Source organism: Virgibacillus sp. Bac332, assembly GCF_003667785.1.
GTDB classification, from domain to species: domain Bacteria; phylum Bacillota; class Bacilli; order Bacillales; family Amphibacillaceae; genus Virgibacillus; species Virgibacillus salarius.
Genome location: NZ_CP033046.1, coordinates 3,133,717 through 3,147,070, shown reverse-complemented (window position 1 = coordinate 3,147,070; position 13,354 = coordinate 3,133,717). Strand labels below are relative to the sequence as shown.

General features: G+C 37.1%; 16 protein-coding genes and 1 pseudogene. 1 reads left to right on the top strand and 16 read right to left on the bottom strand.

The genetic code is table 11. From position 1 onward, the window contains the following. Nucleotides 1-26 precede the first annotated feature (26 nt). Genes D9782_RS15020 through D9782_RS14995 form a run of 6 tightly spaced genes read right to left on the bottom strand, consistent with a single transcriptional unit; the run spans nucleotide 27 to nucleotide 4,925 of the window. Complete coding sequence (locus tag D9782_RS15020) at nucleotides 27-1,019, bottom strand: biotin--[acetyl-CoA-carboxylase] ligase (protein ID WP_026680993.1); 993 nt, start codon at nucleotides 1,017-1,019, stop codon at nucleotides 27-29. Beyond that, nucleotides 995-2,197, bottom strand: a complete 1,203-nt coding sequence (locus tag D9782_RS15015) for a CCA tRNA nucleotidyltransferase (protein ID WP_121605095.1) — start codon at nucleotides 2,195-2,197, stop codon at nucleotides 995-997. Before D9782_RS15015 ends, D9782_RS15020 begins: the two co-directional genes overlap by 25 nt. Before the next feature lie 14 nt (nucleotides 2,198-2,211). Further along, nucleotides 2,212-3,339: an N-acetyl-alpha-D-glucosaminyl L-malate synthase BshA gene (bshA, locus tag D9782_RS15010; protein WP_121605094.1), complete on the bottom strand. Its 1,128-nt coding sequence runs from the start codon at nucleotides 3,337-3,339 to the stop codon at nucleotides 2,212-2,214. Then, nucleotides 3,336-3,758, bottom strand: a complete 423-nt coding sequence (mgsA, locus tag D9782_RS15005; RefSeq protein ID WP_121605893.1) for a methylglyoxal synthase — start codon at nucleotides 3,756-3,758, stop codon at nucleotides 3,336-3,338. The genes bshA and mgsA overlap by 4 nt, the downstream gene beginning before the upstream one ends. A gap of 18 nt (nucleotides 3,759-3,776) precedes the next feature. Then, nucleotides 3,777-4,574, bottom strand: coding sequence for a 4-hydroxy-tetrahydrodipicolinate reductase (gene dapB / locus D9782_RS15000; protein ID WP_026680997.1), 798 nt, complete (start codon nucleotides 4,572-4,574; stop codon nucleotides 3,777-3,779). A gap of 24 nt (nucleotides 4,575-4,598) precedes the next feature. Then, entirely contained in the window at nucleotides 4,599-4,925 is a 327-nt protein-coding gene (locus D9782_RS14995) for a nucleotide pyrophosphohydrolase (protein ID WP_026680998.1), read from the bottom strand. A gap of 200 nt (nucleotides 4,926-5,125) precedes the next feature. Here D9782_RS14995 and D9782_RS14990 point away from each other — a divergent pair, with 200 nt between their 5' ends. Next, the gene (locus D9782_RS14990) at nucleotides 5,126-5,998 is read left to right on the top strand and encodes a YitT family protein (protein ID WP_205601734.1); all 873 of its coding nucleotides are present in this window, start codon (nucleotides 5,126-5,128) and stop codon (nucleotides 5,996-5,998) included. A 268-nt stretch (nucleotides 5,999-6,266) separates the two neighbouring features. On the opposite strand, the gene D9782_RS14985 is transcribed toward D9782_RS14990, so the two are convergent. The 10 genes and pseudogenes from D9782_RS14985 to D9782_RS14940 all read right to left on the bottom strand — a co-directional run bounded on the left by D9782_RS14985 (nucleotide 6,267) and on the right by D9782_RS14940 (nucleotide 13,291). Then, a complete protein-coding gene (locus D9782_RS14985; protein ID WP_026681000.1) occupies nucleotides 6,267-6,956 on the bottom strand; it encodes a zinc metallopeptidase in 690 nt (229 codons plus the stop codon). A 47-nt stretch (nucleotides 6,957-7,003) separates the two neighbouring features. Next, nucleotides 7,004-7,123 (bottom strand): annotated as a pseudogene (locus tag D9782_RS23615) (sporulation protein YpjB); the annotation flags it as partial. Between the two features lie 238 nt (nucleotides 7,124-7,361). After that, the gene (locus D9782_RS14975; RefSeq protein WP_121605093.1) at nucleotides 7,362-7,940 is read right to left on the bottom strand and encodes a lipoprotein heptaprenylglyceryl N-acetyltransferase LhaT; all 579 of its coding nucleotides are present in this window, start codon (nucleotides 7,938-7,940) and stop codon (nucleotides 7,362-7,364) included. Nucleotides 7,941-8,050: 110 nt separating this feature from the next. Further along, nucleotides 8,051-8,833, bottom strand: coding sequence for a menaquinol-cytochrome c reductase cytochrome b/c subunit (locus tag D9782_RS14970; protein WP_026681003.1), 783 nt, complete (start codon nucleotides 8,831-8,833; stop codon nucleotides 8,051-8,053). A gap of 16 nt (nucleotides 8,834-8,849) precedes the next feature. Next, the gene (qcrB, locus tag D9782_RS14965) at nucleotides 8,850-9,524 is read right to left on the bottom strand and encodes a menaquinol-cytochrome c reductase cytochrome b subunit (RefSeq protein ID WP_026681004.1); all 675 of its coding nucleotides are present in this window, start codon (nucleotides 9,522-9,524) and stop codon (nucleotides 8,850-8,852) included. A 6-nt stretch (nucleotides 9,525-9,530) separates the two neighbouring features. Then, nucleotides 9,531-10,043, bottom strand: a complete 513-nt coding sequence (locus D9782_RS14960) for a QcrA and Rieske domain-containing protein (protein ID WP_026681005.1) — start codon at nucleotides 10,041-10,043, stop codon at nucleotides 9,531-9,533. 139 nt (nucleotides 10,044-10,182) lie between these two features. After that, the gene (locus tag D9782_RS14955) at nucleotides 10,183-10,641 is read right to left on the bottom strand and encodes a DUF2487 family protein (protein WP_026681006.1); all 459 of its coding nucleotides are present in this window, start codon (nucleotides 10,639-10,641) and stop codon (nucleotides 10,183-10,185) included. Between the two features lie 92 nt (nucleotides 10,642-10,733). Next, a complete protein-coding gene (locus tag D9782_RS14950; protein ID WP_026681007.1) occupies nucleotides 10,734-11,309 on the bottom strand; it encodes a ReoY family proteolytic degradation factor in 576 nt (191 codons plus the stop codon). Between the two features lie 39 nt (nucleotides 11,310-11,348). Beyond that, complete coding sequence (locus tag D9782_RS14945; RefSeq protein ID WP_121605092.1) at nucleotides 11,349-12,620, bottom strand: tetratricopeptide repeat protein; 1,272 nt, start codon at nucleotides 12,618-12,620, stop codon at nucleotides 11,349-11,351. 455 nt (nucleotides 12,621-13,075) lie between these two features. Beyond that, entirely contained in the window at nucleotides 13,076-13,291 is a 216-nt protein-coding gene (locus D9782_RS14940) for a hypothetical protein (protein ID WP_121603973.1), read from the bottom strand. Nucleotides 13,292-13,354 lie beyond the last annotated feature (63 nt).

Here is a 13,354-nt window from a genome sequence, read left to right as displayed (position 1 = left end):
AAATGAGCTTCACTTTTAACGGTAAATTACGCTTTTTTATTAAACCAATCAATTTCCCCAGAATACAAGCGTTCTACTTTACCAGACTCATTTCTGATTAATAACGCCCCATCAGATGCAATCCCTGCAAATATTGCTTTCTTCTTCTCCTGTAATGTGTAAATCGTTATCCATTCACCTATTTTAAAGCCGTAAGCTTCCCATTTTTTCTTTATCTCAACAAAGCCCTTTTTCATATACATATCATACGTCTTTTCAAACGTACATAAAAATTCTTGAATAATTGACTGAATAGACCATGATTGATTCGTTTCAATTTGTAATGAAGTGGCTCTTTCTTGGATTTCTTCTGGCCAATCTGATAATTGCTGATTAACGTTTAGACCAACACCGATTACTACGTATTGAATTTTATCTTGTTCTGCCTGCATCTCGGTCAATATGCCAGCACATTTCTTTTGATTGGCAAATAATATATCATTGGGCCATTTGATCAAAGGTTCTGTACCTGTCATGTCACTTATTGTATCAGCTAATGCTACTGCAGTTAATAATGTTAATTGCGGAGCAAGATATGGCGGTAACTCTGGCCGTAAAATCATACTTAACCACATGCCGCTGCCTCTTTTGGAATGCCAAGCTCGGCTCATTCTTCCCCTACCGATTTTTTGCTCATCAGCAATAACGACGGTACCATGTCCTTTGTTCTCCTTGGCTTCTTGATGTGCAACAACTTGGGTTGAATTCGTTACTTCCCTATGAATTACTTTTTTTCCAAGCCATTTCGTCTTAAGTCCCCATTGTATCGTATTTTCAGTTATCCTTTCGGGAAAACCGATAATTCGGTAGCCCACCTTTGATTTTGCTTCTATTTGGTAACCATCTCGCTCTAGTTCCTTCATATGTTTCCAGATAGCGCTTCGTGAGATATTTAGTTTTTCTGAAAGCATCTGTCCAGAAATATAATCCTCCGTATGTTCAGCTAATAATTTTATTAACTTATTTCGGGTGGATTCCATTTTATCCACTCCTTTATCGTTTCGTATTGATTAGGTAAACCATGTAAAACAATTTGTTTCTCAAGGTTATTTAATAGATCGTTAATCCATGGCCCCTTTTTGTAACTAGGAAATAAACGTATGATATCATTTCCGTTCACTGCTAGTTCTGTTCTTGATTTAATCGGCAGTGTTTCGTAAATTCCCCATAAATCCGTGAGTTGAATCGGACTTGTTGGATCGACTACACTCGCCACTCTCACGAATGACTCATATAAATATTCAGGAAGCTGATATACCAGCAGCGGTGATACCCCTAATTTTTTCCATGTATCTATGTGCATCGACAGTTGAATTGCTTCGTTCTTCACTTTGTTTGAACATTTCCATGCTTTTGTCCACATCGATATGTTAAGTGATGGCTTTAATAAATGGCAAACAGCCATTACCTCACCAAACGAATATAGAGGTTGCTTAATAGAAGCAACGTCATGAAATAGCTGCTCATGATCCTTAAATACAGGAAGATATTTATAAACACCGGTATCTCTCAAATACGTGCAACCTTGCGAAATATAATTTCCTGCAAAAAATTTCGTGAATTCATTGGTAATCCTTTCAATCGCTAAATTACCAATCTGCTGCTTCACTTGTTTCATATGCTTTAGTGTCGTTTCATCAATTTTAAAGCCAAGCTGACTACTAAATCGTAATGCCCGAATTATTCGTAACGGATCTTCCATAAATCGCTCTCTTCCATTCCCTACTGTGCGAATAATTCTATTTTCAAGGTCCTGCTTGCCCTGAAATAAATCAATTATGGCGCCATGACGACTCATGGCTAAAGCGTTTATCGTAAAATCCCTTCTTGCTAAATCCTTATCAATTTTGTCGATATATGTAACCGAGTCAGGATGTCTCTGATCGGAATACGATCCATCCACTCGAAATGTGGTTACCTCAAAAGATTCTTTTTCAAAGCGGACAATAACAGTTCCATGCTCAATACCTACTGGTATAACGTTATGAAAGATCTCTTGTAAAAACTCGGGTGTTGCTGATGTTGCAATATCTATATCTCCTACTGGTCGATTTAATAAATAGTCCCTGACACATCCACCAACAAAAAAAGCCTGATGATGATAGCCCTCAATTCGTTCAATTACTTTTATTGCTTTTTGGAAAGATTCATTATACATATCGATCACCATTTCTACGGAGTATCTAATACTTTATCATATAATCGTTCATAATGTTCAACGATTTCTTTAGAATGAAATTGCGTATGAACCATTTCAAGTGCATTCGCAGCGAACCGTTGATGTTGTTCTTGATTGGATAATATCTTTATCGCATAAGTTGCTGCTTGTTTTGTATCACCAAGCTCAGTAATATAGCCAGTTTCTCCATGCTGTATTACTTCTGGTATTCCACCGATATTCGTCCCGATACAAGGAACTCCGCAAGCCATCGCCTCTAGTAATACTAGTCCAAAGCTTTCCTTTTCAGAAAGCAGCAGCTTTAAATCGCAAATCGATAATAATTCATTAATGTTCTTTTGTTTCCCTAAAAATAATACTTTTTCATCTAAACCTAGCTCTTCAGCTAAGGCTGAAGCAGTACCATACTCTGGTCCATCACCAATAAGTAGAAGTTTGCTTGGTATATTTTCTTGGATTAGCTGAAACGTTTGTATGACATCTGGAAGCCGTTTTACTTTACGAAAATTAGAAATATGCACAACCACTTTTTCTTCTGGGGCTATCCCATACTGCTCCTTGATGATTGGCATCTCTTTACGATAATACTGCTTTTCATTTACAAAATTATAGATTACTTCTATTTCTTTATTAACATGTAATAAATCTGCAGTATGATCAGCTAAATAATGTGAAACCGCGGTTACGGCATCTGACTTTTCAATTCCATGCTTAATCATGTTTTTAAATATATCATCGATTGCTAATACAGTTATATCAGTTCCGTGTAGTGTTGTTACAATCTTCACATCATGTTCTGCGATATCCTTCGCTAAAAGCGCACTTATGGCGTGGGGCATTGCATAATGAACATGTAAGATATCAAGCTTCTCTCTGTTAATAACCTCTGCCATTTTTGCTGCCAGCGCTAAATCATATGGTGGGTATTGAAAAACTGGATAATGATTTAATTCTACCTCATGAAAATATATTCGAGGATTAATTCGATTTAATCGAAATGGCAAGCTTGATGTAATAAAATGTACTTCATTCCCTCTTTCTGCTAAAAGCATACCTAATTCAGTAGCGATTATACCTGATCCGCCAACACTAGGATAACAAGTAATGCCTATTTTCCTCATTTGCGATTATCCTTTTCCTTCTTTTCTTTTACGATCTCCCTCCATTGGAAATCGCCATTGTCAAGGCCCCTGACAAAGATTTCTGCTGCTGCAATGTTAGTAGCCAGTGGGATGTAATAAACATCGCATAATCGCATCAAGGCACTAACATCAGGCTCATGTGGCTGAGCTGTTAATGGATCTCTAAGAAAGATGATCATATCCATTTTATCATTTGCTATCATTGCTCCAATTTGTTGATCTCCACCTAGTGGTCCTGATTGAAATAAATTCACATCAAGACCCGTTGCCTCAGCTACCATCTTTCCTGTTGTACCAGTTGCATATAAGTTATGCTTCTTTAACGTATGCTGATAGGCAATACTAAAATTAATGATATCTTTCTTCTTTTTATCATGAGCAATTAATGCAATGTTCATTTTCATACAATTCCCACCCTATAATATATTTTCCAAACCATATATAAGCCGTCGCTCTTCCATTACCTTGTTAATTCCAAGTTTAACTCCTTCCATAAAGGAAGCACGATCCATAGAGTCATGTTTTATGGTAAGTGTTTGCCCATCGCTTCCAAATATTACTTCTTGATGTGCAACCAGACCAGGTAAACGTACACTATGGATCTTAATCCCATCTATATCAGCGCCTCTTGCACCAGGCAATGTTTCTTTTTCGTTTGGATGCCCTTGCTTTTTAGCTGTTCTTGTTTCTCGGATTAATTCAGCTGTCTTAATGGCTGTTCCAGAAGGAGCATCTAGTTTGTTATCATGATGCTTCTCAATAATGTCCACGTCAGGAAAATATGTAGCAGCCATTTTTGCAAACTTCATCATTAAGACAGCTCCGATTGCAAAGTTTGGCGCAATCAAACAGCCGACATTTTGAGAATTTGAAATGGAGCTTAGCTCCTCTATTTGTAATTCGGAGAAACCGGTCGTCCCGACTACAGGACGTACATGGTGTGCTAGAGCAATTTTTGTGTGCTGGTAACCTGCTTCAGGAACAGTCAAATCAACCAGTACATCTACCTCATTATTCTCATTAAAGCAAGTCTCAGCATCCTCATATATCGGAACGTCGATGGAAAAATGAGGAACTACCTCTTGTAACGTTTTTCCTCCATGTTTACGATCAATACATGCTACGAGACGAAATTCAGTTTCCTTTTCTACCATTTTGACTGCTTCTGAACCCATTTTTCCTCTTGGGCCTGCTATTACAACGTTAATTGCCATGTGACATTCTCCTTTTATGTATAACTAGTCTTTTCTGGTCCATCTATGTTTATCGCGTGATTCAATTTTAGTTATCGATGAATGAAATGCTTCCGATAAGTCTATATCCAATGAGTTAGCGAAACAAGAAAGCACAAAAATAATATCACCTAATTCTTCCTCTACTGTCCTTTCCTGTTCGGAAGGCTTTTTAGGCTTTTCGCCATAATAATGATTTACTTCTCTTGCTAGTTCTCCAACTTCTTCCGTCAATCTAGCCATTAAACTTAATGGAGAGAAATAACCTTCTTTAAATTGGCTGATATAGTTATCAACTCGTTCTTGTATCTCTTTTGTAGAGTAATTGGTTATAGTAATGGAAATCTCCCCCTATATTCATATTTGCTACTATTATCGTAGCTAATCCACGTTGTTTTGACAAATATTTAATTCATAACCCTTCCATTATGGAACTTTTTAAAACTTCCTAAAAAAATAGAATTGTTCTTTATAGATAGTTTGTCTATACTGTTAATAGGAATGGACATCGTTAGAAAGTAGGAGGTTTTCGTTTGATATTTGGATTAAAAGTAAAAAATATACTATTTATTTTATTAGGATCCGCCATATTTTCTTTTGGTATTGTTCACTTTAATATGCAGCACAATCTAGGTGAAGGCGGATTTACTGGAATTACGCTATTGCTATATTTCCTTTGGAAATGGGATCCAGCGATTACAAATATAATTTTAAACATTCCACTATTTTTAATCGGCTGGAAGTTTCTAGGACGAAATTCATTTATATATAGCATAATTGGGACTGGAGCGGTATCACTGTTTCTAAGTATATTCCAAATCAATCCATTTGATTTGCATCTTGAATCAGACATGACTCTAGTCGCGCTCTTTGCAGGGGTATTTATCGGGGTAGGTTTAGGAATTATTTTCCGGTTTGGCGGTACCACTGGTGGTGTCGATATTATTGCAAGGCTCGTTAATAAATATGTTGGATGGAGCATGGGGAGAACCATGTTTCTCTTTGATTTTATCGTCATCATGACTTCTGTATTTGCAATATTAGACTTAAAGCAAGGGATGTATACATTGTTAGCTGTGTATATCGGTGCCAGAGTCATTGACTTCCTACAGGAAGGGGCATATTCAGCAAAAGGGGCTACCATCATCTCCAGTCAAAGTAATGATATTGCTGCCAAAATACTGAAAGATATGGATCGAGGTGTTACTGTATTAGAGGGGAGAGGGAGCTTCTCAGGTGACAAACGTGACGTATTATACTGTGTCGTAGCAAGAAACGAAATTGTACGCTTAAAAAATATCATTAATAGCGTTGATCCACATGCATTTGTTGCTGTTAGCACCGTCCACGATGTACTCGGGGAAGGCTTTACATTAGACGAAAACAAAAATCCTATACAGGAATAAAAGCAAAACCATTTCTTTAAGAGGGTACAACAATCGAATTAGAACTTAATTCGAGATAATTGTCTACCTCTTCATACCTTACTCAACATAAAGGAGGGTTCTGGGCGCTGAAGCTGGAAGCGGCTCAATACGCCCATCTTGATCCGCATCGGTTAACTTTATAATTTCCTAAACAATCAAAAAGAAACACGGACCGTGATGTTCATACACTATGGTCAGTGTTTCTTTTATTTAATGGGCTGTTAAAATAACCCCTTCTTCATTCTTACTAATCATTATTTGATGCAACATACATCAAGATAAACCGCACTAATTCAGCAACTGCTACTAGTGCCGCTGCAACATAAGTTAATGCCGCTGCATTTAGCACTTTCTTTGTTTCACGTTCTTCGTTATTTCGAATTACACCCGAAGATACAAGCTGAGCCATCGCACGATTCGATGCATCAAATTCAACAGGCAACGTTACGAGCTGAAATAGCACTGCTGCTGACATGAAAATGATACCAAATAGGAATAATCCTCCCATGTTAAGGAGTATACCTGCAAGAATAAGAAAGAAGGATATATTTGATCCAAAACTTGCTACAGGTACCAATGCACTTCTAAATCTTAGGAAGGCATAGTCTTCTGCATCTTGAATAGCATGTCCAACCTCATGTGCTGCCACAGCGGAAGCAGCCATGGATTGACTGTGATAGTTTCCAGTAGAAAGTCGAACAACCTTTTTTCTCGGATCATAATGATCCGACAATGTACCTTTAGTTTCTTCGATTGTTACATGATATAATCCATTTTCGTCCAAAATTTTACGAGCAACTTGTGCACCAGTCATATACGATGATGTTGCTTTTTTAGAATATTTTTTATAGGTATTCTTAACCTTTGATTGTGCCCAAATTGGGATTATCAATAGTAAAGCTAGATAAATGAGGTAACCGCCAAAGCCACCTAACATGTTTGCATTCCTCCTTGTTAAGGTCAATTTTAGTCAAAAATAGGTAGTTAGTCAACTATTTTATCTTTTTTAGCTTTTTTCCTTGATTCACCTTTATATTTTCTCCAACTAACGTAGGTTAATGTAATCCCAATACATCCACCAACAATTATAACTGTCCAAATCAGCGGAAGAAGGTCCCCGTTTTGCTTTGGTGGTTCCTTTGCTTGCACGAGCACGCTTGCTTCAATCATGATAGGCTGTATATGAAAATAACCAATCATCCCTATGATCACTAATATGCATGTAATAACCGAACCCAGTTTGTTTTTTATCATAGCGATCACCCCATATTTAGCTTCTAACACTAATGTATGATACGGGATAATATTATATAACAGTGATATTTTTGCAGTTGGTGGGCCGTTAATTATCGTGTTCTTTTTTACGTATCGTCAGATAATAAGCAATGAAAATGGATACAATACTCAACCAAAATGTAAAATAACCAATTTCGTTCATATATTCGGTGAGCGATCCGTATACCGGCATCATTTCAAATACATAATCAATAATGTCATTATGTAATGTCCACACTGCTGCTACGGCAATATGACGAAGCTTTATTTGATAATAGGGGGCATATAATAACCCTTGGATTGCCATTGCACCATGCGAAGTAATAAGCATATATCCTTGCCAATTTAGCGAACCATCAACAGCTAGTGTAAGTAAATTCATTACTACCGCCCATATACCATACTTAAATAACGTAATGATACCCAGTGCCTCTACATACGGTACATGCCTGTTGAACATAAAAAATAAAAGAAAGATCGTAAAGAATAAGCTAGCTGTGGGACTGTCAGGAACAAATATTAAAAATATGTCAGGGGTTACGGATAACTGACTTTCATACCATTTGTAACCATAAATGGTACCTGCTAAATTGATAAAAAATAAAAGCATTAAAAAGCGTTTGTCCAATAATATGCATTTTATCAAGAAATCGTTCCTCTTTTCCTAGAGATTCAATACATTACTCACGAATATTTGAGTAGAATGATAAAAAACACCCCCACCAATCTGATTGGCAAAGGTGTTTTTATTAATTCTTATTCCTGCGATTGCTCATTTACCGATACTATAAAGTCAACAAGTTGTTGCAATTCTTCATCCGTACCAGCAAATTGACCAGGAGGCATTGATCCAGTACCATCTTTAGCAATGGTAGCAATCTCTTCAGCAGAATGTTCTGTACCAATTAATGCTGGAGCAGCTGCACCACCCTGTAGGTCTTCACCATGACAGGACATACAGCTATTCTCATAAATTGCATATCCTGGATCTTCTGTGTCTATTGCAACCTCTTGCCCTGGAGGTATTGGTTTATTTGCCTCAGCACGTGATTCCCAATCAACATGAGATGCAGATTCGTACGTTAACCAAATAACAGAAGCAAGAGCCAATAGCATCATACCAACTGCTACCGGACGCTGATGAGGTCTTCTTCCTGGTCCATTATCAAGGAATGGAGCAAGTAATAGCGCTCCAAAAGCGATACCTGGTAAGACCAATATCCCCATAATAATAAAGTCTCCACTAGCGAATTGATATTTGAGTAATTCATATAAGAACAAGAAGTACCAGTCCGGCAATGGAATATAGGATGCATTTGTTGGATCGGCCATTCCCTCTAAAGGAGATGGATGAGCTAAGGTCAAGCACAAGAACCCAACTAAAAACACAGCACCTACCAACCACTCTTTTAATAAAAAGTTGGGCCAGAAAGCTTCTGTTCTACCGGGATATTCGGAATAATCTTTTGGTACATTCGGTTTTCTTTCAGCAGAGATACGAGAATCTCCGACAAACTTCATACCTTTACCCTTATGCAATGCTTTCCCCTCCTTTTTATAGCGGTCCTGAAATACCTTGTCTACGTATTAATATAAAGTGTACTGCCAATAGTCCAAATAAAGCTGCTGGCAGGAAGAACACATGAATCGCAAAGAAACGTGTTAGTGTTTGTGCACCAACGATATTTGCGTCACCAGCTAATAGCGTTTTCAATTGCTCACCAATAAACGGTACTTGTTCGGCAATTTCCAAGCCAACCTGTGTTGCAAAATATGCTTTATTATCCCATGGTAGTAGATATCCAGTAAATCCAAGTCCAAGCATAATAAAGAAAATGAGAACTCCAACGATCCAGTTAAGTTCACGTGGTTTTTTATAAGCTCCTTGGAAAAACACTCGCAACGTATGTAATAACAGCATTACGATAACAACACTAGCGCCCCAGTGATGCATTCCACGAACAATTTGTGCATGTGCAACCTCTGTTTGTAAATAGTAAACAGACTTCCAAGCATTTTCAATGTCTGGAACATAATACATCGTTAGAAACATTCCAGATAGAATCTGAATAACTACTACAAAAAATGTTAACCCTCCAAAACAATATACAAATGCAGAAAAATGATGTGCTGGGTTAACATGTTCAGGTACTTCGTGGTCTGCAATATCGCGCCAGATTGGCGTAATGTCTATGCGATCGTCTATCCAATCATAAATTTTTTGTAGCATAAATGATTACGCCCCCTCTCTTGGTACTGCGTCGCCTAAGAATAACATACCTTCTCGAACTTCTGATTCATAAACATCCAATGGTTTTAAAGGTGGTGTGCCAGGCACATTTGTCCCATCTTTATAATAGCGTCCATCATGACATGGGCAGTAGAACTGATCAGGGTATTGGTCATTTCCTTCCCAAGATACAACACAACCTAGGTGTTTACAAATTGGGGAAAAGGCTTGAATTTCATCTTTGTCATTCTTGAATACCCAAGCTGATCGGTTTACTTCAGATTCATACCAGCCATCCACTTGGTTCACTTTCCAATCAATACGCTGAGGCTCTGTAGTAATATCCTCAACAGCTAGACTGACATTCGTCAAGTCACCATGACCAGATTCTTGTAACACTGGATCAACTGCCATTCGCAACATTGGTGCAAGCATTCCAGCTGCCATGAAACCGCCAACACCTGTAAGCGTATAATTTAAAAACTGTCTACGGGATACTTGCTGCTTCTTTTCACTCATGATTTTCCCCCCTCTTTTACAATGATCACGGACAATAATAGTTTAATCAGATTACTAGGACATTAACCATGATAGCGCAAACTGTTTGTCCGGTCAATAAATATTCATATTTGTTAACAAAAAGTTTTTTAATTATTCATTACCAATAAGACCGGATTAATTCACTAATTTGATCCACCTGATCACGAACAAATCGATGCATCTCAGCTGAATGTAGATCACCAGATTTCATTCCAGGTAGCCACAGTAAGGTTCCTTTCAGTACTTGTTCGTGTTTCTTCCAGGAAGCATCTAATGTCAGAAAGAATACATGGGAGAACGGCTGCTTTTGAATCTCCGTTATCCAACCATGCAATCTTTCTATTTCCTCTTCTTTTGTTGCATGCTTAACATAGTAGTAAGAAGGAGTTAGCATGACTCTACCTGTAAGTTCTTTTTCTAGGTCATTAGCTAATACTGTAGTTAGTTCATTTTGAAATGCATTTTTTTCAAGCTCTGATTCCGTAGACATTTGATATGGAATTAATGGTATCAGAATGGTATCAATGTATTCTTTTGCTTCCAGATATTGAGCTAAATCCGCTTTATTCCATTTCATATAGTTATCAGCCTTTCTATATTGTTTAACAGCATTGCCAAAAATATTACACTATGTGTAAATATTATCTTATTAACACAAAAAAAATCAACCTATTGCTTTAGCAATTTAGGTTGATGAGGGTTACTTGCTTCAAGCGATTTTAATTCATTCGATAATTTAATAAAAGCTTCCTGATTCATTTCGTCCAACGCAAGATCAATTTTTTTATGCAATTGCTTTTTCTTAAAATCAAAAATCGATTGATCTAATAATTGCTTCGCAAGCTCTTGGTCTTTTTGAGTAATGAAATATTCATCTGGAATAAACGGATTCTCTTCTAATACAGCAATGTATAACGCATTTTGATATGATTTCTTAAAATTTAGTTGTAAATACAATGGTTCGTGCTTATTCAAGCGAATATCATGAAAGGATTTCTCTGCATCACTTGTAACCAATTGATTTTTGTAGAAACGAAAGGCTGTCTCCTCTGAACAATGACTTGTTATGATAATTCCTCTAGGGCAAAATTTAGCTTCCCTAACAAAATGGACGTTGGTAAGTAACTCATCATGGTTCACTAGATAATTTAGTATCCACACGCTCTCACGTTTTTTTAACTGATAATGATTTAAAAACCACTGGATAAAACTCTTTTTATCTTCTACGGAAACTGGTGTTTGCATGAGTGACTTTGCCCCCTTCACGATTCATCTAAGATCATTCTATAACTCTTTTTCACTATCTGATTGCTTCAACCGAGCAAGGAACTCACTAATATCATCATCTATTGGATGCGTTGTTAGATATGCCTCAAACACAGGTATTGCCTCTTTCATCCTCCCCTCCTCTGTTAAGAAGTAACCATATTCCTTAAGAAAGTCAGTATCATCTTTAAGGTTAGTATATGCAGCATTATAGTGTTTTAATGCATTATCATATGATTCCGTTTCATTATATGCACGGGCAAGCTCCCATTCATACTGAGGGTCATCTGCTCCTGTATGTTTAATTTCGATAATTAAGTCAATAATTCCTTTAAAATCTGCTTTATTTTTTAATAATTCAATCAAAAATAAGATGGCTTCTTTAAAGTCAGGATCTATAGCAATGGCTTCCCTAATATGCGTTTCACTCTCCACATCATTCTCAAGCTTATGGGCAAGCATGCCGGCCATAAAATAGAGTTCTTTATTAAAGGTATCCACTTTAATGCCTTTTAGGGCTGTTTCATAAGCTTTTTCCACTAACCCCTCCTCTTCATACACTTTAGCCAATTGATAATATGCAGTATGATAATACGTATCAATCTCAATAACATGTTCCCAAGCTTTTCTTGCAATATCGCTTCTTCCCGCTTGATAAGCAGTGAATCCATATTTAAATAAAGAATCCGGATTTTCGCTATCTTCATCTTGATAATAGGTCAATGCTAGTTCATATTCTCCAGAAGCGGCATAAGCCTCTGCAATTCGATCATTGATAGAAACATTAGCAATTTCCTTTGCTTTAGGAAGAATTTTTTCGTAATAATTTGTTGCCTTTCGATAATCTCCTGTAGAGAAATATAATTCTGCTAAAGCAAAGTCCAGAATAGGTTCATTAGGATCGCGATTCTTTGCCATCAGTAATTTTTGCTCAGCTACTTCAAATAAACCCTGTGCTTGATATAAATCAGCTAGCTGAATCAACGTCTGTACATAAGCCGGATCATCTTCTTGAATTTCGTTTAATAATTGTATGGCTGCTTCATCATCTTCCAATTCGATATAAATATCAGCCAAGGTTACCTTTAGTTCTCCTTCTGCAGGAAACTGTTGTATTAATGCTTGTAGTAATACACTTGCTTCTTGAAGATATCCCCATTGGATGTACAATTCAGCAATCGTATATTTCTCTTCCTCATCAGCCATGGGCAGATAATTCTCTAAAAGCTCGATCGCTTTTTCACTCTGCTTTGCTTCCATTAAATGAACAGCTTCCATTATTGTTTCCACATTAAACGCTCCTTTTGTATATATAAATCAAATGATTCCATCCGTGTGTGAAAATTTAGTAGTACACTTTATCATAACGAAAATAGGAATGATGTTCAAAATAAAAGCATGACTTCGGAGATATTACCACCGATACAGACATCCAATATCACCGTACTCCTCTCATAACGAAGCCTCTATATAGTCACTTGTTTACTTGAGATTTCTCCATATGCGAGCTTCTCATCTTTAGCTATTATTTTGATTTCACTTATCATCTGAAGCAATTAGTTGCTTCAAAACGACTGGTAGTCTAGAGGGAAAGAAACAGCTGAAAATAGCACGTTGGATAACTAACGTATACCAACTGAACAATAGCTTGGCGTGAAATCCCTTTTCTATTATAAGAAAAACGGAGCAAAATTCGCTCAGTCCTTATCACTAAATGCTCAGATTTACGCTTTCTCTAGTAGCTATTATGGAATAATAGCTACTGCTTGCTTGACCACCACTCCGGCTGCCCACTTCCCTTTCCGTGGGGTTTGTCCTTCTGCTAACTTTTTTAGCAAAACCCGCTCAAAAAAGTGGATCTTCAGGTCAAACATTTCCCACAGGAGTTGAAGTGGCCGGCCTTCGCTATTATCAGGCTCTACAACGCTAGCATGAAGTAACACAGCTGCTTTTATACTCACGGATAGCGATTTTCACTTTACCCATTGTAAAAAAAGTCAACCTATTACTTATGACAAGAATTG